This is a genomic window from Aerococcus viridans, assembly GCF_002083135.2.
GTDB lineage: Bacteria > Bacillota > Bacilli > Lactobacillales > Aerococcaceae > Aerococcus > Aerococcus viridans_C.
This window is the reverse complement of sequence record NZ_NBTM02000001.1, coordinates 563,647-589,040: the sequence shown is the minus strand read 5'-3', so window position 1 is coordinate 589,040 and position 25,394 is coordinate 563,647. Positions and strand designations below refer to the sequence as shown.

Annotated in this window: 20 protein-coding genes; all 20 read left to right on the top strand. The window is 41.8% G+C overall.

The genetic code is table 11. The features are described 5' to 3' along the window. Positions 1-629 precede the first annotated feature (629 nt). Positions 630-1,193: an aminoacyl-tRNA hydrolase gene (gene pth, locus A6J77_RS03005; protein WP_083068098.1), complete on the top strand. Its 564-nt coding sequence runs from the start codon at positions 630-632 to the stop codon at positions 1,191-1,193. A 22-nt stretch (positions 1,194-1,215) separates the two neighbouring features. Next, positions 1,216-4,917, top strand: a complete 3,702-nt coding sequence (mfd, locus tag A6J77_RS03000; RefSeq protein ID WP_083068096.1) for a transcription-repair coupling factor — start codon at positions 1,216-1,218, stop codon at positions 4,915-4,917. Beyond that, positions 4,918-6,582 carry a polysaccharide biosynthesis protein gene (locus A6J77_RS02995; RefSeq protein WP_083068094.1) on the top strand — a complete coding sequence of 555 codons (1,665 nt, stop codon included), beginning with the start codon at positions 4,918-4,920 and terminating at the stop codon, positions 6,580-6,582. A gap of 317 nt (positions 6,583-6,899) precedes the next feature. Then, a complete protein-coding gene (locus tag A6J77_RS02990) occupies positions 6,900-7,178 on the top strand; it encodes an RNA-binding S4 domain-containing protein (protein WP_083068089.1) in 279 nt (92 codons plus the stop codon). Positions 7,179-7,273: 95 nt separating this feature from the next. Beyond that, a complete protein-coding gene (locus tag A6J77_RS02985; RefSeq protein WP_050774109.1) occupies positions 7,274-7,717 on the top strand; it encodes an FtsB family cell division protein in 444 nt (147 codons plus the stop codon). 95 nt (positions 7,718-7,812) lie between these two features. Continuing rightward, positions 7,813-8,373 carry a S1 domain-containing RNA-binding protein gene (locus A6J77_RS02980; RefSeq protein ID WP_083068088.1) on the top strand — a complete coding sequence of 187 codons (561 nt, stop codon included), beginning with the start codon at positions 7,813-7,815 and terminating at the stop codon, positions 8,371-8,373. A 179-nt stretch (positions 8,374-8,552) separates the two neighbouring features. Then, positions 8,553-10,004, top strand: coding sequence for a tRNA lysidine(34) synthetase TilS (gene tilS / locus A6J77_RS02975; protein ID WP_227645108.1), 1,452 nt, complete (start codon positions 8,553-8,555; stop codon positions 10,002-10,004). A 196-nt stretch (positions 10,005-10,200) separates the two neighbouring features. Beyond that, the gene (gene hpt / locus A6J77_RS02970) at positions 10,201-10,752 is read left to right on the top strand and encodes a hypoxanthine phosphoribosyltransferase (protein ID WP_083068086.1); all 552 of its coding nucleotides are present in this window, start codon (positions 10,201-10,203) and stop codon (positions 10,750-10,752) included. A gap of 81 nt (positions 10,753-10,833) precedes the next feature. Continuing rightward, entirely contained in the window at positions 10,834-12,999 is a 2,166-nt protein-coding gene (gene ftsH, locus A6J77_RS02965) for an ATP-dependent zinc metalloprotease FtsH (RefSeq protein WP_083068085.1), read from the top strand. Between the two features lie 342 nt (positions 13,000-13,341). After that, complete coding sequence (hslO, locus tag A6J77_RS02960; protein WP_083068083.1) at positions 13,342-14,217, top strand: Hsp33 family molecular chaperone HslO; 876 nt, start codon at positions 13,342-13,344, stop codon at positions 14,215-14,217. Between the two features lie 93 nt (positions 14,218-14,310). Beyond that, the gene (locus tag A6J77_RS02955) at positions 14,311-15,222 is read left to right on the top strand and encodes a PLP-dependent cysteine synthase family protein (protein WP_227645107.1); all 912 of its coding nucleotides are present in this window, start codon (positions 14,311-14,313) and stop codon (positions 15,220-15,222) included. 49 nt (positions 15,223-15,271) lie between these two features. Continuing rightward, positions 15,272-15,607: an ArsR/SmtB family transcription factor gene (locus A6J77_RS02950; RefSeq protein WP_083068080.1), complete on the top strand. Its 336-nt coding sequence runs from the start codon at positions 15,272-15,274 to the stop codon at positions 15,605-15,607. A 227-nt stretch (positions 15,608-15,834) separates the two neighbouring features. Continuing rightward, positions 15,835-17,361: a lysine--tRNA ligase gene (gene lysS / locus A6J77_RS02945; protein ID WP_083068079.1), complete on the top strand. Its 1,527-nt coding sequence runs from the start codon at positions 15,835-15,837 to the stop codon at positions 17,359-17,361. Positions 17,362-17,673: 312 nt separating this feature from the next. Next, the gene (gene rpsL, locus A6J77_RS02940) at positions 17,674-18,084 is read left to right on the top strand and encodes a 30S ribosomal protein S12 (RefSeq protein WP_059135282.1); all 411 of its coding nucleotides are present in this window, start codon (positions 17,674-17,676) and stop codon (positions 18,082-18,084) included. A gap of 25 nt (positions 18,085-18,109) precedes the next feature. Then, a complete protein-coding gene (gene rpsG / locus A6J77_RS02935; protein WP_016896550.1) occupies positions 18,110-18,580 on the top strand; it encodes a 30S ribosomal protein S7 in 471 nt (156 codons plus the stop codon). A gap of 110 nt (positions 18,581-18,690) precedes the next feature. After that, on the top strand, positions 18,691-20,784 hold the full coding sequence (fusA, locus tag A6J77_RS02930; RefSeq protein WP_083068078.1) for an elongation factor G: 2,094 nt from the start codon (positions 18,691-18,693) through the stop codon (positions 20,782-20,784). A gap of 168 nt (positions 20,785-20,952) precedes the next feature. Continuing rightward, positions 20,953-22,140 carry an elongation factor Tu gene (tuf, locus tag A6J77_RS02925; protein WP_016896552.1) on the top strand — a complete coding sequence of 396 codons (1,188 nt, stop codon included), beginning with the start codon at positions 20,953-20,955 and terminating at the stop codon, positions 22,138-22,140. 221 nt (positions 22,141-22,361) lie between these two features. Then, complete coding sequence (locus A6J77_RS02920) at positions 22,362-23,192, top strand: hypothetical protein (RefSeq protein WP_083068077.1); 831 nt, start codon at positions 22,362-22,364, stop codon at positions 23,190-23,192. A 550-nt stretch (positions 23,193-23,742) separates the two neighbouring features. Further along, complete coding sequence (locus A6J77_RS02915; protein WP_083068076.1) at positions 23,743-24,306, top strand: HEAT repeat domain-containing protein; 564 nt, start codon at positions 23,743-23,745, stop codon at positions 24,304-24,306. Further along, positions 24,296-25,354: a glycosyltransferase family 2 protein gene (locus tag A6J77_RS02910; protein WP_083068074.1), complete on the top strand. Its 1,059-nt coding sequence runs from the start codon at positions 24,296-24,298 to the stop codon at positions 25,352-25,354. Before A6J77_RS02915 ends, A6J77_RS02910 begins: the two co-directional genes overlap by 11 nt. The last annotated feature ends 40 nt before the right edge of the window (positions 25,355-25,394 follow it).

Genomic DNA, 25,394 nt, shown 5'->3' with positions numbered 1-25,394 from the left:
CGATGATGATGATGGATGACCGCTTTTGAATGGGCCTCCATCCCTATTATGGCAAAAATGCATCCGCTTTCCAACTAAGACCACTCAAAGTCACAAAAATTGACCACTATAACACGTGAACAAACTGAACTAAGTGAGCGGATGGTTGAGTAGGACCATAAGCTTCGTACAAGATAGAAGCGTCATAGAAAATTCGGGGAAAATCCCAAATCACTTTTGAAGCATTAGCGATGCTGGGAATAATATCAGTCCGAAAAAGACCTTGGCCAATGGCCTCCGGTAAATCTGACCACCGGCATCAGAATGGATGATTTGCACAGACGAGGCTTTTGCCTTTCAAGGCCAGGGCCCCTTTGTGGTATAATAGACCTATCGAATATATTAGGGCTGTACGGGATAACTTGTTAGGGACGAGTGGATTCCTGTACAGGTTTTTGCGTGTTAACAAGGATTGATACAATAAAACCAAGCCTTTGTATCGAGATGACCGCGGGCAAATAAAGGGCAATTCACTACTATAGATGAGATGAATTTGAGTTTGACCTCCCGATAACTAGAAAATAAATATACAAAAATGACACCAAGTATTTGAATGAATATTTAGAAACGAAAATAAGGAGCTATCAAGAATGAAATTAATTGTTGGATTGGGTAATCCAGGTAAGAAATATGAGGATACACGACATAATATCGGTTTTATTGCCTTAGATGAATGGGCCTACCAACATAATGAGACCTTCAACAAAACAGGCTTTAAAGGGGAATACTTTGAAACTTTTGTTAACGGAGAGAAAGTGATTTTCCTAAAACCGACTACCTTTATGAACAATTCAGGAGAAGCGGTTGGCGCGATGGCCCACTACTATTCTATTCCAGTTGAGGATATCCTAGTGGTTTATGATGATTTAGATATGGATCCAGGCCGGATTCGTTTACGTCAAAAGGGTTCTGCTGGTGGACATAACGGTGTGAAATCACTGATTGCCCACCTTGGCACCGACAAAATTCGTCGCATTAAATTAGGCATCGGCCATCCGGGTAAGGACGGGACCGTTGTGAACCACGTCCTATCAAGATTTCCAAAAGAAGACCATACCCCAATGCTTACAGCTACGCGTGCAGCTGTTGAAGCTATTGATTACTGGTTAGCGGGTCATTCTTTCGAGGAAACTATGACCAACTACAATAACTAGCCAAGAAAAGGAGGGAGACCGCTTGGATTTACAAACGTTTTTCTTGCAGGAATCTCAAAATGAATCATTTAAACAACAAGCCAAATCAGGTCAATCAGTCCTATATCTGGGCCTTCAAGGGGCTAGTCGGGCTTATATGGCAAAAACCCTACTGAATTTGGCCAGTGAACAAAAAGTAGTCATTGTAACCAACAATCTACTGCAAGCCGACCACTTTTATAATGACCTGCAAAGTGACTTTACTGATGAACAATTGCATCTCTTTAATGTGCCAGAATCTGTGGCTGCTGACTGGGCGATTGCCAGTCCAGAAGCCTTAGCCGATCGGTTGACTGTTTTAAATTGGGCGCGCGACCCTAAAGCGACTGGTGTCTTAATCACGCCTATGTTTGGTTTGAAACGCCTGCTGACCCCAACAGAAATTTGGGACAATACTCGTTTACTAGTCAAATTAGGGGACGAATTAGAGCCAGCTACCCTAGTTCAACGTCTGTTAAACCAGGGTTACCAACGGGCTGAAATTGTCATGACCCCAGGCGAAATGAGTCAACGCGGGGATATCGTAGACTTCTATCCTATAAATGCCGAATATCCGATTCGAGTGTCTTTAGCCTTTGATGAGGTGGAGCGGATTTCAACTTTTGATCCCAACAACCAAAAATCCCTGCAAGACCAACCAAGTATCAATATTCAACCGTCGCAAGAATTCATTGTCTTGCCGCAACAATTGCAGGCCCAAGCTGATGCCTTCCAAAAACTGATGGCCAAGTCGTTGGCTAAGATTAAAGACGACGTGGTTAAAGATCTAGCGACTGCAGTTGTCAATGATGAAGCTCTTGCCTGGAAAAATGGCGAAACCACGGAAAACTCAAAATACTTCCACCGGTATATGTACCCAGAAACGACAACGATTCTTGACTACATTGGCGACCAAGCCTTCTTGATTTTGGACGACTATGCGCGTTTAATTCAAGAAGAGGCTACTTGGATCAGCAATACCGAAATGTATTTACAAACCATGGTTGAAATGGGACAATTACCAGCCCAGGTCCAAGTTTATGCTGACTTTAAGGAAGGTATTCAAGCTTTTAAAGGTCGTAAATTTTACTTTTCTGTATGGCAGCAAGGGCTAGGGTCACTGAAATTCGATGGGCTGTACCAGTATCAAACGCGAATGATTACCCAGTTTTATGACCAAATGGATGCCCTGAAAATTGAGCTAGATGCTTGGGTTCGGACAGGTCGAACAGTGGTTGTCATGTTAAAAGACAAGGACAGAGTGAAAGAAGTCCAAACCATTTTGCAAGAAATAGATGTAAGGGCTGAAGCGACGGACGAAGGGAATATCTTCGCCAACAAGATCAACTTAATTGCGGGTGGCTTATCAGGATCGATTGAATTCGTCCAAGAACGCTTAGTCTTACTGGCTGAAGCAGATATTTTCCATACCCAAAAGAAACGACGCAAGGCTAAGAAACCGCTGATTTCAAATGCGGAACGAATCAAAAACTACCAACAATTAGAAGTTGGGGATTATGTGGTCCACGTGAACCACGGGATTGGTCGGTATACCGGGATTGAAACGATCGAGTTTGCCGGCACTCATCAAGACTACCTGACCATTGTCTTCGCCGACCAAGCAGCTATTCATGTACCGATTGACCAGATCGATTTGGTCCAAAAATATGTGTCTGCTGAGGGGCGTGAGCCTAAATTAAATAAAATGGGCGGTAGCGAATGGGCGAAAACCAAGCAGAAGGTGTCCAGTAAGATTGAAGATATCGCGGATGAACTGATTGACTTATACGCCTCTCGTGAAGCTCAGAAAGGTTTCGCTTTTGGTCCAGATACTGCTGAACAGGCTGAATTTGAGAATGCCTTCCCTTATTCAGAAACCGATGACCAAGTCCGGTCAATCGCGGAAATTAAGAAGGATATGGAAGTAGAGAAACCGATGGACCGATTACTTGTTGGTGATGTCGGTTTTGGGAAAACAGAAGTCGCTATGCGAGCTGTCTTTAAAGCCTTAATGGAGGGTAAACAAGTTGCTTTCCTAGTGCCAACGACTGTTTTAGCCCAACAACACTACGAAACCTTTACAGAACGGTTTGCGGACTGGCCTTTTGAAATTGGCTTACTATCTAGATTTAGAAGTAAGGCCCAACAAAATGAAACCATTGCGGGCTTGAAAAAGGGGCAAGTGGACATTGTGATTGGTACTCACCGCATCCTGTCTAAAGATGTGGAGTTCCTTGATTTAGGCCTATTAGTGGTCGATGAGGAGCAACGGTTTGGGGTGAAGGCCAAAGAAAAACTGAAGGCTTTAAAAGCCAATGTGGATGTGTTGACCCTGACGGCGACACCGATTCCTCGTACTTTAAACATGTCTATGCTAGGGGTTCGGGACTTATCCGTTATTGAAACTCCACCAGCTAACCGATATCCCGTCCAGACTTTTGTAATGGAACAAAATTACGGGGCTGTCAAAGATGCCATTGAACGAGAAATTGCCCGAGACGGCCAAGTTTTCTATCTCTTTAATAATGTGGCCCAAATCGAAGAAAAAGCAGCCTTTATCAATGAGTTAGTACCTGAAGCGAGGGTAGCCATTGCCCATGGTCAAATGACTGTTGTTCAATTGGAAAATGTCATGATGGACTTTGTCCTTGGTGAGTTTGATGTTTTAGTGACTACAACCATTATTGAAACAGGGGTCGACATTCCTAATGCTAACACCTTACTAGTTGAAGGGGCCGACCGGATGGGGCTATCTACCCTTTACCAATTACGGGGCCGGGTTGGGCGGTCAACTCGAATTGCCTATGCCTACTTCATGTATCGGCCAGACAAGATGTTGTCTGAGGTATCTGAAAAACGCTTGATGGCCTTACGTGATTTCACGGAACTAGGGTCTGGTTTTAAGATTGCCATGCGGGACCTGTCCATCCGTGGAGCAGGTAACTTGCTCGGGAAACAGCAACACGGCTTTGTTAACTCAGTCGGTTTCGACCTCTATTCACAAATGCTACGTGAAGCAGTCCAACGTAAACGGGGCATTTTACCGGCTAAGAAAACTGAGCCAGTGGAAATTTCACTATCTATTGATGCTTATATCCCGCAGAACTATATCCGGGATGAGCGACAAAAAGTGGAGATTTATAAACGGGTGCAAGCCATGACCAGCGTGGATGAAATGTGGGACTTGGATGATGAGTTGATGGATCGATACGGTGAACCACCAATTGAAACGCAACTTTTACTGCAAGTAGGTGCTATTAAAGCGGCGGCCGATAAGGTTGGTGTGACAAGCATTAAACGTATTACCGCCAGTAACACCATAGAAGTACTTTTCCACGAAAATCTTGAACAACAAATCATGACACCAGCTATCTTCAAGGCTTTAGAGGACAATCCTTTCCGCTTAGCGATTAAGCAAGTTGGGGCTGCCTTAATGATTAGCCTAGGTTTAAACAAGTTGTCTACTGAAGAATGGTTGGACTACTTGCTGCAATTTACAACCAAGTTAGCTAATGACGAAAATGTGGTCCAAATGAAGGCGGACCAATTGGCCAAGGAGAAAGCTGACTACGAGAAAGCACAAGCCTTAAAAGCTGAACAAGAAGAGGCGGCGGGTAAAGCTGCTGTAGACGCTCAAGTGAAGGCTGCTGAAAATGAAGCTGATCAAACTGGTTTAGATGCAGAAAATGATCAAGTAGGTGACTAGATGGTGAAAAATGATGATTCAAAGGCAAGATCAACGGGTCAAGCGGCCATGCAAGGGGCTGCCGTTCTAACGCTCGCAGCCTTAGTGGCTAAAGTATTGTCTGCTATCTACCGGGTCCCTTTACAGAATATGGTCGGTAACGAGGGTTTTTATGTCTACCAACAGGTTTACCCAATTTACGGAATAGGGATGACCTTCGCTTTAAATGGGTTGCCATCTTTTATTGGTAAACAGGTCGCCCTACAAAATAACCACAAGCAAAGTAAATCTTTGTTGAAGAGATACGCAGTCATTGTGTCGGTTTTTGCACTCGCTTGTTTTGCCCTGGTTTATTTTGGGGCTGATTGGATTGCGGCTATGATGGGTGATAGTTTACTGACGCCTGTTATCAAAAGCGTGTCTTTTATGTTCCTCTTGATGCCAGGTTTACTCCTGTCTAGAGGTTTTATGCAGGGGCGTAATCTTATGACCCCAACCGCTATTTCGCAAGTTACCGAGCAATTCGTTCGGGTGGCAGTCATTTTAACTGTCGCCTTCATCTTTAGCCGGATGGAGGTGACTGACAAGAATCCAGATGTCTACCAGATGGGTTTTTGGACCATGCAGTCAGCTTGGATTGCCGCCGCAGCTGCTTCGATCGTCATGGCTTATTACTTGTTAAATTACCGCGAGAAGGCCATGTACCAAGACTTTTTAGCCGGGCATTACGGGTTAGATCAAGCGAGTGACCCTGATGACGGCGCAGGCTTATCCTGGACTAAATTAACCAAAGACTTTGTCACAGAAGGCTTTGTTATTTGTTTCTTCTCAGTACTATTGGTCTTTTATCAGCTGATTGACGCCTTTACCGTTTATGACCAACTGGTAGATAATGGGATTGCGACGGCTGTAGCCAAGGATATGAAGGGGATTTACGACCGCGGACAGCCCATCGTCCAACTAGGCATGGTTGTGGCCACATCGCTTGCCACTTCATTCTTACCCACCCTTGCTTTAGTGAAAAAGGGTGACCGCAAGGAAGCTGGCGAATTTGAAATCGTCAGCAGACAATACCTACGGGTGACTCTCTTTTTCGCCACCATCATTACGGGCGGTTTGATATCGATCATGCCCCAATTAAACCATTTCCTATTTGCTAGTTCTGCTGGTTCTGAGGTCTTAATGGTTTATGTGGTGATGGTTATCCTCGCCAGTCTCGTATTGGGGCAAAATAATATTCTCCAAGCCCAAGGACAGTGGTATAAAGCAGGTATTGCCTTTATGGTCGGCATGCTAGTTAAGGGGATATTTACAGCGATTTTAGTTGGTTTCCTAGGTACTGTAGGTGCGGCCTGGGCAACTAATTTAGGTTTAGTGGCTATGATCATTTACCTAGATTGGACCTTGCCCAAGGAAGTGCGTCTGTTGAAATGGGAGCGAGTAGCCTTTAAAGCAGGGTTATTAGCTGTTTTAATGGTTGCGGTGAACTTTATCTTAGCTTACTTATGGCACCAAGTCTTAGGGGTAGCGCCGGAACGGTTGATGGATGCCTTGTTGATGGGGATTCAAATCCTTGTAGGCGTTTTGTTGGTGGTTGGTTACTTACGGAAAGACCCGATATTAAACCAAGTCGAATGGGAAACCTTACCAAAGGGCGAGCTGATATGGCGACTATTGCAGGGGTAAAGCGTAGTGAATGAGTGCACGTTCCGGAAATGGGCGAGGTGTCCCGGATACTAAGGGAAAGGCGTCCCAGATCCGTGAATGTTGTTTCTAATATGGGTATAGTCATTTTGCCTAAAGAATCATTAAAGCTTGTAAGGGGATAAAACTCCGGAAAAGCTAGCAAATTCCTAGCCTATTGGTTAAGGACTAGGCGCAAATCATGGTATACTAGGTTTAAGATAAGTATGGAAATGGTTTTTGTGGATTAATTTAGAGAAAATTAAAAGAAGCTAGCCGAATTTTCAAAAAAATACGTATAAAATAAAGGAGAAAGATTTTTGCGATTAGATAAATTTTTAAAAGTATCCAGAATTATTAAAAGAAGAAGTGTTGCTAAAGAAGTTGCGGACAAGGGTCGGATTACCATTAATGGTCGTCCAGCTAAGTCAGGTACAGATGTTAAAATCGGTGACGAACTGGTAATTACATTTGGGAATAAGGACATGACTGTTCGCGTTGAAAACTTGAAAGAAGCAACACGAAAAGATGAAGCGGAAAATATGTTTACCATAGTTGGCGAAAGTTACCACGAGGATCAGGAAAAAGGTAGTATTTAGTCTTGATTTATGATGGCGCTAGCTTTGAATTATTGTTATACTATTTAAGTATATGATTGACGGATTCAAAACAACCACAGAAAGGGGTTTTTGCTATGCGGCCAGAAGATCGTCCCGACCGTGAAAGCAAAAAAGTGACATCATTAGCAAAACACCGTAAAGCAAAAACCAAGAAGTGGTCACGAAAACCAAGGACCACAGCTGATTGGATTACATGGCTTGTCGTTGGTATCTTCGCTGTTGTGACTTTGGGTTGTGTGTCGACTGCTTATGCAGCGCACAAGGACCAACAAGGCGTTGAAGAACAAATCGCTTTAACTGAGGATGAAATTGCCGGTGAACAAAAGGCGATTGACACCTTAAGTCAACAAGCAACCTTACTAAAAGATGATGAATACGTGGCAAAATTAGCGCGGTCACGTTACTACTTAAGTAAAGATGGGGAAATCATCTTCAGTGTGCCTGAAGATAATGCTTCTAAACAAGCTGAAATCTTAAATAAGGCTTACTTACAAAATCAAGAAAATAATGATGAATAAATTGCGCTAACAAGGTAAACTAGAAATAGCTTTACTCGTCCGGATAAAAATCCTTTTACCGGATGCAAGAATTTCAAGGAGGATATTTGGGATACATGGCAATTGAAGTAGGAAATAAAGTTACCGGAAAAGTTACAGGGATTACAAAATTTGGTGCGTTTGTTGATTTAGGAGAAGGCAAAAATGGTTTAGTCCACATCTCTGAAGTAGCTGAAGGATACGTGAAAGATATCAACGATGTCTTATCGGTTGGAGATGAAGTAACTGTTTTAGTGACCAATGTAGCTGATGACGGTAAGATTGCATTGTCAATCCGTCGTTTAAACGCAGATAGCGCAAGCAAACCAGCGTCTTCTAATCGCGGAAACAACGATGGTGGCGGTCGCGACCGTGGCAACCAAAACTTCCGTAAAGATGACAACCGCGACAACCGTGGTGGTGGCTATCAAGGTAAACCAAAATCAAACAACCATTCAGGTGGTCGTTCAAACTTTGGTGGCGGGAATTCATTCAAGTCTAACGCTGGTAACAAAGCGGGGACAAATGATTTCGATAGCCTGATGTCATCATTCTTAAAAGATTCTGATGACCGTTTAACTTCATTAAAACGTAATACAGAAGGTAAACGCGGTGGTCGAGGTGGCCGTCGTTCTTAATAAGATATAGGGGGTTGTGACTAAGGTTACAGGCCCAAAAACTAAGTGTAGACACTTATTGAGAGGGGTCTGTGGCAATTTGTCGCAGACCTCTTTGATGTTTAATCGTGTCTAAGAATAGATAGGGATAAATAGAGAATATTCGGGAAAGTAAAGACTTAGGAAAGGAGCGGTATATGATGGGTGAAAATCTATTAAAGATAGTGGAAGACTGGCTATTAGCTACGAAAGACCGGTTGAAGTCGCAGCTACCGGCTAACTATAGGCCAATTGATGGGCATATCCCTTTTCTATTGGCTGTGTCTGGTGGCGTAGATTCTATGGTTTTGTTAGATTTGTTTCACCGCTTAAGTCATAAATCTTTAGTGACTTTTTCAGTGATCCATATCAACCACCAGCTCCGTCCTGAATCAACGGCTGAGCAAGATATGGTCATCAAATTTTGTGAGGACCGAGATATCCCTATCCAAGTAGTGGCTTGGGACCACGATGACCCGCAGAATCCAAACCGGTCGGAATTAGCGGCACGCGAATTCCGATATGCGGTCTTTGAGCGGATGATGGTCTTGACTAAGTCACCTTTCTTAGTGACAGCCCACCATCAAAATGACCAGGCGGAAACAGTCTTGATGCGGTTGGTTCATGGCGGCCGCTTGAAGAGTATTGCCGGCATTCATCCCTACCGGCCAATTCACTTGGACCAGGGCTTGCAGACGGGTTATGTGCTCCGCCCCTTGTTAAGTGTGGATAAGGCTGATTTATATGACTATGCAACGGCGTGTCAGGTCCCTTTTAGTGAGGACGCGTCTAATCTTGACCTGGCTTATACCAGAAACAGGTTTAGACAGCAGTATCTGCCGGAATTGGAGGCGGAAGATGGCGCCCTTGTTGACCATCTGGGCGACTTTGCCTTGGCTGCTCAAGCGACCAGCCGGTTTGCGGACGCTTATATGGATCAAGTTTTAAGAGATGTCTTGAGGAAAAAAGATGACACTTGGCAAGTTGATTTGGCGGCCATAGCGGACTATGACTTGCCTGAACAAGTTTTGTTGTGGCAGCGATTGTTTGACCGAACGGGGGTTGCCGACTTAGCCGCCTTTACGCAAGACGGCTTTAAGCGGATGGTGGCTTTCTTACAGAGCGAGAATGGGCAAGCTGAGTGGCGGTTGCCGGGAGGCTACCGCCTGGTTAAGGTGTATGATACGGCCTATATTCTGCACGGTGGCCGGTCTGTTTTCTTGGCGGGTGCTAGTGCCGCCGGTAAAAGGACTGAGCAAGTTTTAAGTTGGCAGGAGTGGGTGGTAGTAGGCGACGGGGTCAAGTTTGGTTGGTTTGACGATGACCAAGCGGATGTTTATTTGGACCAGGGGGCTGTCTTGTTGGCTGAGGTGGGTGCTGACGTTAGCTTGACGGTGCGTGATCGCCGTCCCGGAGATTTTATCCGCCTGTCAAATGGTCATCGACAAAAGCTGAATCGCTTTTTAATCAACGAAAAGGTCCCGTCTGGTATCCGGGATGATATTTTTGTGTTAGCGGATAGCCAGCAACAGGTGTGGGGCCTCTTTTTCAATGGAGAGGTCTTGTATGTAAATCGGAGTGGTGCGGGGGCTAAAGTATTGGTAAAATTTTAGGGGTTTTTGACGTATTTGTTGGCGTTTAATGGTAAGATTGATATAATACTTTTCGCTTATTGAATGTTTTTAGGGTGGTTTTTCTGCGCTAAAGGGGTTAGATTTGAATGAGTAGTCTTAATTAATTGCTATTAAATTGGGTTATTTGCTAAAATAACCTAGAATTATGTGAAATGAAATGTGGAGGATTATAGGCATGCATAAAGATGTAGAGGAAATTTTAGTTTCGGCTGAGGAAATTGCGGAACGTATTCAGGTGTTAGGGGAGGAGTTAACGGCGGATTATCAAGATAAGAACCCGATTGTGGTGGCTATTTTGAAAGGCTCTGTCTTATTCATGTCTGACTTGATTCGTGCAATGGATGTTAAATTACAAATTGACTTTATGGATATTTCTAGTTACGGCGGTGGCGTTGAGTCATCAGGTCAGGTGAAGATTTTGAAGGATTTAGATGCTGATGTATCTGGTCGTCACGTGATTATTGTTGAGGATATTGTGGATACGGGGAATACCTTGTCGAAAATCCATGATTTGTTCCAACACCGTAATGCTGCGAGTGTGAAGGTGGTTACTTTACTAAATAAACCTGAACGCCGTACTGCCGAAGTTTCAGTGGATTATATTGGTTTTGAAATCCCTGACAAATTTGTAATTGGTTACGGTATGGACTTTGATGAAGAGTACCGACAATTGCCTTATATCGGTATTTTGAAGCCTAGTGTTTACGCACATTTATTCCATAATTAGTGAGTTAGTTTATTTATATCTATTTTTTTACTATTTATTTACAGGCTACTTTAAGAACAAGAATTAGAATGGGGAAAATGAATGCAACAAAAGAGACCTAATAGACCAAATAGAAACACCTTCATTAGAAGTGGTTTGCTGTGGCTGATTATGTTCTTTGCTTTGATGGCATTAGTCAGATCATTAACGAGTGATTCTACTGGTGGTACCACTGAAGAGTTAACACAATCAGAATTCATTCAAACACTTTCTGATGGGGATGTAGAGCGTTTCTCTATCCAATCCAACGCCGGGGCTTACCAAATCCGCGGTGCTTACAAGGGTTCGGGTGAGGAATCAAGTGAATCGTCATCCTCAACTAGTGACGGGATTCCAATTTTCCAAGATTTACAACAAAGCTCAGCTTCTGAGTTTGTGGTAAACGTATTGCCTAATGACAACACGATTGCAACGATTACGGATGCAGCGAATGCGACCGGTACTGAAATGACTGCCTTAGAAGAAGACCAGTCTGGTATGTGGTTGAGCTTATTATTCACTGCTGTACCGATTATTTTCTTCGTTGTGATTATGTACATGATGTTCAGCCAAAGCCAAGGTGGCGGTCGAAACAACCCAATGTCTATGGGGAAATCGAAGGCTGTTGATCAATCGAAGAAAGAAGTAAAAGTACGATTCTCTGATGTCGCTGGTGCGGATGAAGAGAAACAAGAGTTGGTTGAAGTGGTGGACTTCTTGAAAGATCCACGTAAATTCCAAGCTTTAGGTGCCCGTATTCCAAAAGGTGTTCTTTTAGAGGGTCCTCCAGGTACTGGTAAAACTTTACTTGCTAAAGCAGTGGCCGGTGAAGCTGGCGTGCCTTTCTACTCAATCTCAGGTTCTGAGTTTGTGGAAATGTTCGTTGGTGTCGGTGCTTCTCGTGTACGTGACTTATTCGAAAATGCTAAGAAGAGTGCCCCATCGATCATCTTTATTGATGAGATTGATGCTGTTGGTCGTCGTCGTGGTGCTGGTCCAGGATCGGGTCATGATGAACGTGAGCAAACATTGAACCAATTGTTGGTTGAGATGGATGGTTTCTCTGAAAAAGATAATGTTATCGTGATTGCGGCAACTAACCGTTCTGACGTATTGGACCCAGCTTTACTACGTCCAGGTCGTTTTGACAGACAAGTATTAGTTGGTCGTCCAGATGTTAAGGGTCGTGAAGCAATCTTGAAGGTACATGCCCGTAACAAGCCGTTCGGTCCAGGGGTAGACTTGAAAGTTCTTGCTCAACAAACCCCAGGATTTACTGGTGCTGAACTTGAAAACTTATTAAACGAGGCGGCTTTAGTGGCAGCTCGTGTAGATAAGAAACAAATTGATATGATTGATATTGATGAAGCGCAAGACCGCGTGATTGCTGGTCCGGCCAAGAAAGACCGCGTGATTTCTAAGGTTGAACGTCGTATGGTTGCTTACCACGAGGCTGGTCATACCATTGCTGGTTTAGTCCTAAGCGACGCCCGTGTAGTCCACAAGGTAACAATTGTACCGCGTGGTAAAGCTGGTGGTTATGCGATTATGCTTCCTCGTGAAGACCAAAACCTTTACACAACGAAAGACTTGCGTGAACAAGTGATTGGTTTACTAGGTGGACGTGCCGCTGAACAATTAATCTTCAATACCCAAACCTCTGGGGCTTCTAATGACTTTGAACAAGCGACAGGTATTGTTCGTGCCATGATTACTGAATACGGTATGAGTGAATTACTTGGACCAATTTCATACGAAGGTAACCACTCAATGCGTGGGGCAGATTCTGGTTATGCACAAAACAAATCTTACTCTGAACGCACAGCTGGTCAAATTGATGACGAAGTACGTAAGTTCATGGACGAGTGTTTGGAAGAAGCAGAAAGTATCTTAGCTTCTCACCGTGATCAATTAGATGTGATTGCTGAGAAATTACTAGAACTTGAAACGTTAGATGAACGCACAATTCGCGCCTTATTCGAAACTGGTGAAATGCCAGAACCATTAGATGGCGAACAAGAACGTGAATCAGAAGCTAAATCTTTTGAAGAAGTAAAAAAAGACTTACAACGTGGCGCTGAGCATCGTCAATACCGTAATGGTGAATGGTCTGAAGAAACGACTTCAGAAGATCAAACCGAAGCGGCTGATGATGTTAATGACTCTGATGACGACAACGACGATCATCAAGGTCCACAAGGGCGAAATGCACATATAGATCAAGACTAAGTAAGGTGCGAGCGAACCCGACTAGGATGTAAGAGCCAACTTTTCTTGAATCAATAAAAACCTCCGATGACATTTTATCGGAGGTTTTTCAATGCAATAAAGAAGGGACTTTCCTAGCACCAATAAACGGGTTCAGTAAACCAATAGTGACTGTGTTTCACAAAATCTTTCGATATGTTTCAGATATTGAAAGATTTTGTTCTAACGGTTCATTATTTAGCAGTTTGCTTAACACCTTGCTAACTATTATATTTTCACTGTTCGCCAAATTAGGTTAGAATAGTAGTTGAAGAGCGACAAGCGAATAATGGGTGCCTAGCACCTAATAATGGAGTGAAATAAATGACAGATAAATTAATTAAGGCAGTAGCCTTTGATGGTGAAGTTCGTATTACAGCTGTAGATGCTACGGCTGTTGTCCAAGAGGCACAAAAGAAACATGATACATGGTCTGCTTCTACAGCAGCTCTAGGACGTACGTTAGTGGGTACTTTGATGATGGGGTCTGACATTAAAGATGATGCCAAAATCACTGTCCAAATTAACGGGAATGGCCCAGCTGGTAAGTTAGTAGCTGTTGCGGACGGTCAAGGAAATGTGAAAGGCTACGTTCAAGAGCCACATATCAGCCTAGATCCAAACGACAAAGGCAAGATTGATGTACGTGGCGCGGTCGGAACGGAAGGTCTTTTTACCGTTACAAAAGATTTAGGTTTGAAAGAACCCTTCTCTGGTCAAGTGCCAATAGTTTCAGGTGAAATCGCTGAAGACTTCACGTACTATCTTGCTTACTCTGAGCAAACACCTTCTGCAGTAGGATTAGGTGTATTGGTGGACACAGATGAAACAGTGATTAACGCTGGTGGTTGGATGATCCAATTGATGCCAGGGGTGACTGAACCGTCTATTGAAGCCGTTGAAAAGGCCGTTGCTGAAACACCGCAAGTAACCGAATTATTGTCAGATGGTGCGACAGCCAAAGACATGATCAACCGTTTGTTAGGTGAAGAAAATGTCAAATTCTTAGATGAACGTGATGTGCAATTCGCTTGTGACTGTAACAAAGACCGGTTTGCGGCTGGATTAGCGACTTTACCGAAAGAAGAAATCACAGCTATGATCGAAGAAGATAACGGGGCCGAAGTGGTATGTCAATTCTGTAATAAATGCTATCAATTCACGGCTGAAGATTTAAAAGGCATTGAAGACCAAGCTTAAGGCCAAGGTTTGCTATAATAGGTATAATCAACAAGGCTATGCAATCATTTTACAGAGAAAGGTTTGAGCTATAATATGGAAGTTACAAATTATATGAGTCAATTAATCGGAGAAACACCATTACTGAAATTGCAACGATCAGTCCCATATAAAGCCGCACAGGTATACGTCAAACTCGAAACAGCTAACCCAACCGGATCAATATACGACCGCGTTGCCTTAAACATGATTGAAGTAGCGGAAAATGAGGGTCGCTTACAAGCTGGCCAACAAATTGTGGTCGCAACCACAGCCGAAGTTGCTGCCTCTTTCGCCTTACTAGGAGCGAGCAAGGGTTATGATACAAAAGCCTTTGTCCCAGATACAACCACGCACCATGACTTGACAGTCTTACGCGCATACGGGGCTCAAGTGCAACTGGTAGCCGGTAAACAAGGTGTTGTAGATGCCATGACCCAAGCGCGGGCTTACGCTGAAGCGGGTAACCACCTATTTATTGATGTTTATGATGATGAGAGCAATGCTGCTGTCCATGTAAAAACAACAGGACCAGAAATCATCGAAGCCTTAAACGGCGCGCCAGATGCCTTTGTATCAACCATCGCAACTGGTGGAACGATGACGGGTGTTGGAACAGCCCTTAGACAGGAAAACAAGAATATCCAACTCTATGCGGTAGAAGATAAGGATGCCAAATTCTTGTCAGGTGAAATGGCTAATCCGAGTGTAGCTACTGGGTTTAACCCAGGTTTATTGCCTTTGAATTTGGATACCACTTTATACGACAGTATCGTGGCCATTGATTTGGCCAAGGCTAAGGAAACTAGTCGCTTGTTAGCCATCAATGAAGGATTATTGGTAGGGCCAGCCGGTGGTGGAGCAGTTGCAGCAGCGATTGCGGTGGCTAAAACCCTAGGTCAAAATAAAAAAGTAGTCGTTGTTATTCCAGATGACGGCAGACGATTTGTTGCTGAAGGTGCTTTCGACTTCAATACAAGCAATTAATAGTAGTAATTGAGTGAATGAACATTATTAAAAGTGAAAGAAGGCTTTTATGAAGGAAGCAGAAGAACATCTTGAGGGTCAACACGAGACGGTTGAACCGGAGCAAATTCGACATTTGAGTAAAATGTTTAAGGCTTTGGGGGATCCGACAAGATTACGCATACTATATTTATTGGGTGAAGGCGAAATGAGGGCCACTAAGATTTCTGAAGTATTAGGTTTGGAACAATCAGCAGTGTCCCATCAATTAAAGAAATTGTTTGAATTGCGGCTAGTGAAGAAACGTAAGGAAAGAAATACGGTTATTTACAGCCAGGCAGACAGCCATGTCCTGCAAATTTTAACGGATGCCTTTACGCATATTAAAGAAGAGAATGCCCATTAATTGAAAGCATAAGCAGTTCCTACCATATTAAGGTTTTCTTTAACCTGAAAATTTGGTACAATGCTTGTGTTTTCGTATGCTCAGAGAGATGACAGTTTGTCCGAAAAAAACTGTTCTGATAGAAATTGTCGACAAGGGTCGCTTGCTTTTTTGGCAGAAAGTTGGCAATATAGATAAGTATCGAATTGACTAGAGGATAACGATAGATAAAGTAAGGAGTGTATATAGTGACTGAAGAAAATAATCAACATCAAGCTACTGATGCGACTGAAGGGTTGAACGACCAACTACTTGTCCGTCGTGAAAAAATGGCTGAGTTAGAAGAAAGCGGCTATAACCCATTTGCTTCAGGGTTTGAACGTAACGCAGTAGCAGCTGATTTACACAAAAAATATGAGGCTTATGACAAAGCGCAATTAGCTGCAATGGATGACGTCGTAGCCATTGCCGGCCGTTTAGTAACGAAACGTGGTAAGGGTAAAGCTGGTTTTGGGAACATCCAAGACATGTCAGGCAACATTCAAATCTACGTGCGTCGTGACCACATTGATGAAGAGGATTACGACCACTTATGGAAGAAAGCTGACTTAGGGGATATCGTTGGTGTTGAAGGTACTTTAATGCGTACAAACACTGGTGAATTATCTGTTAAAGCGACGAAATTCGTCCACCTAACAAAAGCTTTACGTCCATTGCCGGATAAATACCATGGTTTAACAGACGTAGAACAAATCTACCGTCACCGTTACCTAGATCTAATTGCCAACCGTGAATCATTTGACCGCTTCACAAAACGTTCGCAAATCATCCGTGAAGTTCGTCACTACTTAGACAGTAACGACTATCTAGAAGTTGAAACACCCGTCTTACATAACATTGCTGGTGGTGCCTCAGCGCGTCCATTCATTACCCACCACAATGCCTTAGACATGGAATTATATCTACGTATCGCCTTAGAATTGCACTTAAAACGTCTAGTTGTTGGTGGTATGGAACGTGTGTACGAAATCGGTCGTGTATTCCGTAACGAAGGGATCGATACAACGCACAACCCTGAATTCACTATGCTTGAAGTTTATACAGCTTATAGCAAAATGACTGACGTGATGGATCTAGTTGAAGGTTTATTCCAATCAGTCGCTGAAAAAGTATTGGGTACAACAAGTATCACTTACGATGGTCAAGCAATCGAATTGGGTGGCAAATGGCGTCGTGTCCACATGGTAGATGCAGTTAAAGAAGCGAGTGGCGTTGATTTCTGGCAAGAAATGACAGATGAAGAAGCTCGCGCAATTGCCAAAGAGCACCATGTACAAGTTGAAAACAACTTTACAGTGGGCCATGTCATTAATGAATTCTTTGAAGAATTTGTCGAAGACACTTTAATTCAACCAACATTCGTTTACGGTCACCCAACAGCGATTTCGCCATTGGCACGTAAAAATGAAGAAGACCCACGCTTTACTGACCGTTTTGAAGTATTCATTGTAGGTTCAGAATCTGGTAACGCCTTTACCGAGTTAACGGATCCAATTGACCAACGTGAAAGATTTGAAGCTCAAGTGAAAGAAAAGGCTGAGGGTAACGACGAAGCGCATCCACTAGATGAAGAATTCCTAGAAGCCTTAGAAACTGGTATGCCGCCTACAGGTGGTTTAGGAATTGGTATCGACCGTATGGTGATGCTATTAACAGACGCACAATCAATCCGTGACGTCTTACTATTCCCAACAATGAGAAACGTAGAACAGTAAGTATAAAAAAGGCCACACTTTCCTTGCTAGCCGAGGGAAAAGTGGTCTTTATTTTTTTGAGATTATTTGTTGACGCGACCTTGCGAATGTGATAAATTATATAAGGTGCTTTTTGTATGCAGATTCCTGTATTTGTATCCAAATCGAACAGTCGTGCTGACTGGTACATTAGCACACAAACATTGAAAAGCTGAAATCGTAGCTGTAAAGCGATTTTTATTTTTTCAAAAAAATTATGACACGCTTGGATGTGTGAGCATAAAGTATATACCAAAAATATCACCCATTAATGGGAAGGAGGAGCTTATAGTTATGCCAACTATTAACCAATTAGTACGCAAATCACGCCAAAGCTCAACTAAAAAATCTGGTTCTCCAGCTTTAGGTCGTGGTTACAACTCAATGAAACGTAAATCTACTTCTACAAACTCTCCTCAAAAACGTGGAGTTTGTACGCGTGTAGGTACTATGACACCGAAAAAACCTAACTCAGCGTTACGTAAATACGCTCGTGTTCGTTTATCAAACATGATCGAGGTAACAGCTTACATCCCAGGTATCGGCCACAACTTACAAGAACATAGTGTTGTTCTTATCCGTGGTGGACGTGTGAAAGACTTACCAGGGGTTCGTTACCACATCGTTCGTGGTGCATTAGATACTGCTGGAGTTAACGACCGTAAACAAAGCCGTTCTAAATACGGTACTAAAAAACCTAAATAATTAAAATTCGAAAGGAGGAGCACAAATGCCTCGTAAAGGACATATTGCAAAACGTGATGTATTACCAGATCCAATTTATAACTCAAAATTAGTTACTCGTTTAATCAACCGTATCATGGTTGATGGTAAACGTGGTAAAGCAGCTACTATTTTATATACTGCCTTCGACAACATTAAAGCTGAAACAGGTAACGACCCAATGGAGGTTTTCGAACAAGCAATCGAAAACATCGCACCAGTTTTAGAAGTTAAAGCTCGTCGTATTGGTGGTTCTAACTACCAAGTGCCAATCGAAGTTCGTCCAGAACGTCGTCAAACTTTGGCATTACGTTGGTTAGTAAACTACGCTCGCCTACGTGGTGAGAACACAATGGAACAACGCTTATCACACGAAATCATGGACGCTGCTAACAATACAGGTGCTTCAGTTCGTAAACGTGAAGAATCACACCGTATGGCAGAAGCTAACAAAGCCTTCGCACATTTCCGTTGGTAAGAGTTTTCTAAAAGTCGATAATTTATATTGTCGACTTTTCTCTAAAAACGTTATAATGATTGTGGAAACCAATTATTAAACGAATCAAAGAAAAAAGGAGTAAAGATAAGATGGCTAAAAGAGAATTTCCTCTTGAAAAGACTCGTAATATCGGTATCATGGCCCACATCGATGCTGGTAAAACGACGACTACTGAACGTATCTTGTTCTACACTGGTAAAATCCATAAAATCGGTGAAACTCACGATGGTGGGGCACAAATGGACTGGATGGAGCAAGAACAAGAACGTGGTATCACTATTACATCTGCTGCAACAACTGCACAATGGAAAGATCACCGTGTAAACATCATTGATACCCCAGGACACGTGGACTTCACTGTTGAAGTTGAACGTTCATTGCGTGTATTAGATGGTTCAGTAGCTTTACTAGATGCCCAATCAGGTGTAGAGCCTCAAACAGAAACTGTTTGGCGTCAAGCAGATACTTATAAAGTACCTCGTATTGTGTTTGTAAATAAAATGGATAAATTGGGTGCAGACTTCTTATACTCTGTAAACACTATCCACGAACGTTTACAAGCAAACGCTCAACCTATCCAATTACCAATTGGTTCTGAAGATGACTTCGAAGGTATCATTGACTTAGTGGAAATGAACGCTGAAGTTTACACCTCTGATGACGGTAGAGAATACGAAGAACGCGAAATTCCAGAAGAATACCGCGAATTAGCTGAAAAATGGCACACAAACCTAATTGAATCAATCGCTGATGTGAATGAAGATATTATGGAAAAATACCTTGAAGGTGAAGAAATTTCTAAAGAAGAGTTGAAAACGGCTATCCGTACAGCAACTACTAACGTTGACTTCTTCCCTGTATTGTGTGGTTCAGCCTTCAAAAATAAAGGTGTTCAATTAATGCTTGATGCAGTTATCGACTACTTACCTGCACCAACTGATGTTCCACCAATCCAAGGTCATGCATTTGACAACCCAGAAGAAGTGATCGAAGTTCGTGCGGACGACGATGCACCTTTCTCAGCATTAGCGTTTAAAGTTATGACTGACCCATTCGTAGGTCGTTTAACTTTCTTCCGTGTATACTCTGGTACTGTTCAATCAGGTTCATACATCCAAAATGCTACTAAAGACAAACGTGAACGTTTAGGTCGTATCTTAATGATGCACGCTAACTCTCGTTCTGAAGTAGATGAAGTATTCTCTGGTGATATCGCTGCTGCCGTAGGTCTTAAAGATACTACAACAGGTGATACATTATGTGACGTTGACAACAAAGTTATCCTTGAGTCAATGGAATTCCCTGAGCCAGTTATCGAAGTTGCAATCGAACCAGAAACCAAAGCTGACCAAGACAAAATGTCTATCGCTTTAGGTAAATTAGCTGAAGAAGATCCAACTTTCCGTGCGTCAACTGACCACGAAACTGGTCAAACAATCATCGCTGGTATGGGTGAGCTTCACCTTGACATCATCGTTGACCGTTTGAAACGTGAATTCAATGTTTCTGCAACAGTAGGTGCGCCTCAAGTATCTTACCGTGAAACATTCACACAACAAACGCAAGTTCAAGGTAAATTCGTTCGTCAATCAGGTGGTAAAGGTCAATACGGTGACGTATGGATCGAATTCACACCTAACGAAGAAGGTGCTGGATTTGAATTTGAAAATGCAATCGTCGGTGGTGTGGTTCCTCGTGAATACATCCCTGCTGTTGAAGCTGGACTTAAAGATGCAATGGAAAACGGTGTATTAGCTGGCTTCCCATTAATCGATGTTAAAGCTAAACTTTACGATGGTTCTTACCATGATGTCGATTCATCTGAAACAGCCTTCAAAGTTGCTGCTTCATTAGCTTTACGTAACGCTATCAAGACAGCCAAACCTGCAATCCTTGAACCAATGATGCGTGTTGACATCCAAGTTCCAGAAGAATACTTAGGGGACGTTATGGGTCACGTGTCAGCTCGTCGTGGACGTATCGAAGGTCAAACACCACGTGGTAACGCGTTGATGATCAACTCACAAGTTCCGTTATCAGAAATGTTTGGTTACGCAACTACTTTACGTTCTGCAACTCAAGGACGTGGTACTTTCACAATGACATTCGATCATTACGAAGCTGTACCAAAATCTATTCAAGAAGACATTATCAAACAATATGGTAAAGGTTCAGAAGAATAATTTTTAAATTAAGACTTTGACCATAGACTTACTCGTGGAAATCAAGTACTTACTAGGTTTTTCATATGCTAGATGCTTGATTTCTGAAGCGAGTTTGACTATAATGAACTTATTGAAAATCTATAAAACTTAGGTTTATATTTTCTATTCTTAGGAGGAATACATAAAATGGCAAAACAAACATATGAACGTACAAAACCCCATGTTAACGTTGGTACTTTAGGACACGTTGACCATGGTAAAACAACTTTATCAGCTGCAATCGCAACTGTATTAGCTAAACACGGTTTCGGTGAAGCCCAAGACTACGCTTCAATCGATAACGCTCCAGAAGAGCAAGAACGTGGTATTACAATCAATACTTCACACATCGAGTACGAAACAGCTAACCGTCACTACGCGCATATCGATGCCCCAGGACATGCTGACTACGTTAAAAACATGATCACTGGTGCTGCTCAAATGGACGGTGCGATCTTAGTAGTATCTGCTGCTGATGGTCCAATGCCACAAACTCGTGAGCACATCCTTTTAGCTGGCCAAATCGGTGTTCCTGCATTCGTAGTATTCTTAAACAAAGTTGACCAAGTTGACGATGAAGAATTACTAGAATTAGTTGAAATGGAAGTTCGTGACTTATTATCTGAGTACAACTACCCAGGTGACGATCTACCTGTAGTTGCTGGTTCTGCTTTATTAGCATTACAAGGCGACGAAGCTCAAGAAGCTAAAATCATGGAATTAATGGAAGCTGTAGACTCTTACATTCCAGAACCAGAACGTGACAACGACAAACCATTCATGATGCCAGTTGAGGATGTATTCTCAATCACTGGTCGTGGTACTGTTGCTACCGGTCGTGTTGAACGTGGTGAAGTTCGTACAGGTGACGAAGTTGACATCGTTGGTATTGCTGAACAAATCGGTAAATCAGTTGTAACTGGTGTTGAAATGTTCCGTAAAAACTTAGACTACGCTCAAGCTGGTGACAACATCGGTGCATTATTACGTGGTGTTCAACGTGAAGACATCCAACGTGGTCAAGTATTGGCTGCTCCTGGTTCAATCACTCCACATACTAAATTTAAAGCGCAAGTTTACGTTTTATCTAAAGAAGAAGGTGGACGTCATACACCATTCTTAACTAACTACCGTCCACAATTCTACTTCCGTACTACTGACATCACTGGTGTTATCACTTTACCAGAAGACGTAGCTATGGTTATGCCTGGTGACAACGTTGATATGGACGTTGAATTGATTCACCCAGTTGCGATCGAAGATGGTACTAAATTCTCTATCCGTGAAGGTGGACGTACTGTAGGTGCGGGTACAATCACTACAATCGAAGCTTAATTAACACAATTAAACTTTAAAAATTAAATTTGCAAATTGGAAAGGCGACCGGGTGACGATTCGGTCGTCTTTTTTTTCATTCTGTCATTAATTTTCAATATTGGTTATTCATTATATGTTATGGATATGGTATTGTATAGAAAATTATAATAAAAATAGGAGCAGTGATTCTATTGGATAATTATAAATTTAAGTGGGGGTTATTAGCTATAGGAGGAATTGTGGCCGCAATGCTATTATTCAATTATTTAAGTAAAGCTAAAAATATCGAAGCGGCCGTCTACTCTTGGTATGATCAACAAGTTGAAAATGTTGACCATACAGTAGAAGCAATGAGTACGCATGACATAGATTCGATTTATCAATTCGTTTCGAGTAAACATTTGTCTGATGACCAGTTTGTTGTCCAATTAAATCAATTTGTGAATCAAGTGAATCTAGCTAATAAACAAGTTTACTTCTTAAATGGAGAAGCCGAATGGGCACTAGTTGAAGAAAAGAATGAATTAATTACATATGTTAAAGAGGTTATTGAATATAAAGAAGCTAACCATCCAGTGCAAGGGGTTGTCTTAGATATTGAACCCCAATCTTTAGAAGAATATCAAGATGATCCCAAAGCTGTTTGGGGAACCTTAGTAGACAACTTGAAAGAAGTTTATGGTCTAACAAAAGCAGCGAATATGGAACTGATTGTTTGCCTACCATATTACCTAGACACAAAAGGGTTTGATGAAGAATTAGAAGCAATTATTTCAGAAGCTTCTGATGAGGTGGCCATTATGAATTATTATCGCGGTAAAGAAATTGATCATATTGCTAAAGAAGTAAGTGTGAGTAAGCAATACGATAAGTCTATTCAAACCGTTTATGAATTACAACAAGTTGGTATTGCTGATTTAACAGCACAAAATACCTACCATGACGAGGGGTTATTAGCGATGATTGAAAACTTTCAGGCTTTAACTAATTATTATGGCAATCAAGAAATTCATTTAGGTATACATGAATTTAATAGCTTGCTAGCGCTAACTTCTTTAGAAGAGGAGTGATTGTTTCATTTGGGAATTTAATTTTCTATTGTTTTACTTATTACTACTGGTAATTACCAGTATATTCACTTATTTTTCGATATCCTTATACCGTCGCTATACTAAATTCTCTGCTAAGAGAAGTAATAAGGAAAAAGAAGTTTTGCGCAAGTGGTTCGTAGAGATTAAGGGTTAAAATTATGACAGCGAGATGTTTTATCGTGATGTGACATCTCCCAAGAAAATGATTGTATTTTTGGAGATTGCTGAGGAATTACTTAGCAGTAGTAACCAGAAAGATAACGACTTGATCAAAGACTTTATTCATAAGTCATACAAAGATTGACTAAGAGTCGGCCAGTACTATTTAAAAAGATCTTCAACCCATAAAGCTTATTATGCCTATGCAACTAGTAAGTTACCTTTTAAGCAAGTGGGTAGGGATACGACCGAGTTGGAATCAATTCTCTTGAAGATTCCTCTACAATCGTCAATATATTCTAGGAATCACGTTTTTGCGGCTTTAACTAGTTTAGGCAATCCTCAATAAGTGGTAGAAGGACTTGAACGGTTGAGCCATGAAGATTTAACAACCTTAAATACAAAATTAATTACGGATAATCTATTGGCTTTTACCGGTGACTTTGATGAGTTACTGCACCTACTAGACACAAATTGGCGTCACTTGTCATCGCATTATCAAACGGCTGTCATTGATTTTGCTCGTATCAAGGGTTCAGCACAATTCCAACAGATTTTGCTGCCATACTTAGATGGTGAAACAGAAGATGTTGATTATATATGTGCTGTACTCAGATATTATGGAAAAATCGAGACCGAAGAAGCTTATCCATATGTCTTATCATGGGCTAATAATGATGATGTGGATTATATGGTATGTACCGCTGTAGCAACGAGTACTTTAATAGCCTATCCTGGTCAAAAAACGATTGAGCAACTAACAAGGAATGTTACATCAAAAGATTGGTATGTACGTCGGAACGCTGCTAAAGCTTTAAGTGAATTAGTAGATCAACCACAACGACTTTCATCAGTATTTGAAGGTGAAGATCAATATGCGATTGATCAATTGACCTATTACTATGGAAAGAGGGGATTAAGTTATGAATATTGATCTGTTATTTCAAATCTCTGAAAAGTTCTTCTTAGGTTACTTAATTTTCTACATTACTTATATCTTAATAGGTAATATCATGGCTATGGTGAAACTTTATAAGCGACGACTAACGAAAGTATTGATGAACCAACTATACCATGACTATTATTACCCAGTATCCATTGTCGTACCTGCTTTTAATGAAAGTGAAACGATAATAACAACAATCGATAACTTACTGCATTTAGACTACAAAATTTATGAGATTATCGTAGTAGACGATGGATCAACTGATGATACTGCTCAGAAGGTAATTGATCGATTTAATATGGTGAAAAACGATGTATCCATCCGCCTACAAGTACCTACCCAACCGATCGAATCTGTTTATGAAATTTCGAAAGGTGGAAAAACCATTAAACTAATCCGAAAAGTTAATGGCGGTAATAAGGCTGATGTGGTAAATGCGGGGATTAATGCGAGTGAATATCCATATTTCGTAGCGATGGATGCAGATGAAGTCTTACAAGCTGATGCTTTAAAGAATGCCATTCAATTATTCTTCGAAAATGATGATACAGTAGCCGTTGGGGGACTGTTGGGTATTGCTAACGATGTCGTCTTTAAAGATGCTTATCCAGTAGAAACACCTTTACCAAAAAAGTTGGTAGCCACAATGCAAACCTTGGAATACGGCCGGGCATTTATGGGGTCGCGTATATCTAGTGATGCCTTTAATGCAAATTTAAATGTATCTGGTGGTTTTGGTTTATTCAAAAAACAAGCTGTAATTGATATCAATGGGTATGACCCTAATAGTGTTGGGGAAGATATGGACTTAGCTTTACGTCTACATCGTCATCATGTCGAGAATGATATTCCTTATAAGATTCGTTTTGCTGAAGATGCAGTATGTTGGACGCGGGCACCTTTCTCAATGGATGATCTTGCGAAACAACGTGCTCGTTGGCATCGTGGTTTGATGCAAACGATGTGGGCCCATAAATCTATTCTTCTAAATCCAAATTATGGCTTACTAGGCTTGTTATCTTACCCCTACTTTTAGATGTATGAACTTTTAGCGCCGTTTATTGAACTACTTGGTT

Bases quoted from the DNA above. Each gene is read 5' to 3' on its own strand.
- pth (WP_083068098.1), top strand. From the start codon at position 630: ATGAAATTAATTGTTGGATTGGGTAATCCAGGTAAGAAATATGAGGAT.
- A6J77_RS02995 (WP_083068094.1), top strand. From the start codon at position 4,918: ATGGTGAAAAATGATGATTCAAAGGCAAGATCAACGGGTCAAGCGGCC.
- A6J77_RS02985 (WP_050774109.1), top strand. From the start codon at position 7,274: ATGCGGCCAGAAGATCGTCCCGACCGTGAAAGCAAAAAAGTGACATCA.
- A6J77_RS02980 (WP_083068088.1), top strand. From the start codon at position 7,813: ATGGCAATTGAAGTAGGAAATAAAGTTACCGGAAAAGTTACAGGGATT.
- tilS (WP_227645108.1), top strand. From the start codon at position 8,553: ATGGGTGAAAATCTATTAAAGATAGTGGAAGACTGGCTATTAGCTACG.
- hpt (WP_083068086.1), top strand. From the start codon at position 10,201: ATGCATAAAGATGTAGAGGAAATTTTAGTTTCGGCTGAGGAAATTGCG.
- ftsH (WP_083068085.1), top strand. From the start codon at position 10,834: ATGCAACAAAAGAGACCTAATAGACCAAATAGAAACACCTTCATTAGA.
- hslO (WP_083068083.1), top strand. From the start codon at position 13,342: ATGACAGATAAATTAATTAAGGCAGTAGCCTTTGATGGTGAAGTTCGT.
- A6J77_RS02955 (WP_227645107.1), top strand. From the start codon at position 14,311: ATGAGTCAATTAATCGGAGAAACACCATTACTGAAATTGCAACGATCA.
- A6J77_RS02950 (WP_083068080.1), top strand. From the start codon at position 15,272: ATGAAGGAAGCAGAAGAACATCTTGAGGGTCAACACGAGACGGTTGAA.
- rpsL (WP_059135282.1), top strand. From the start codon at position 17,674: ATGCCAACTATTAACCAATTAGTACGCAAATCACGCCAAAGCTCAACT.
- rpsG (WP_016896550.1), top strand. From the start codon at position 18,110: ATGCCTCGTAAAGGACATATTGCAAAACGTGATGTATTACCAGATCCA.
- fusA (WP_083068078.1), top strand. From the start codon at position 18,691: ATGGCTAAAAGAGAATTTCCTCTTGAAAAGACTCGTAATATCGGTATC.
- tuf (WP_016896552.1), top strand. From the start codon at position 20,953: ATGGCAAAACAAACATATGAACGTACAAAACCCCATGTTAACGTTGGT.
- A6J77_RS02910 (WP_083068074.1), top strand. From the start codon at position 24,296: ATGAATATTGATCTGTTATTTCAAATCTCTGAAAAGTTCTTCTTAGGT.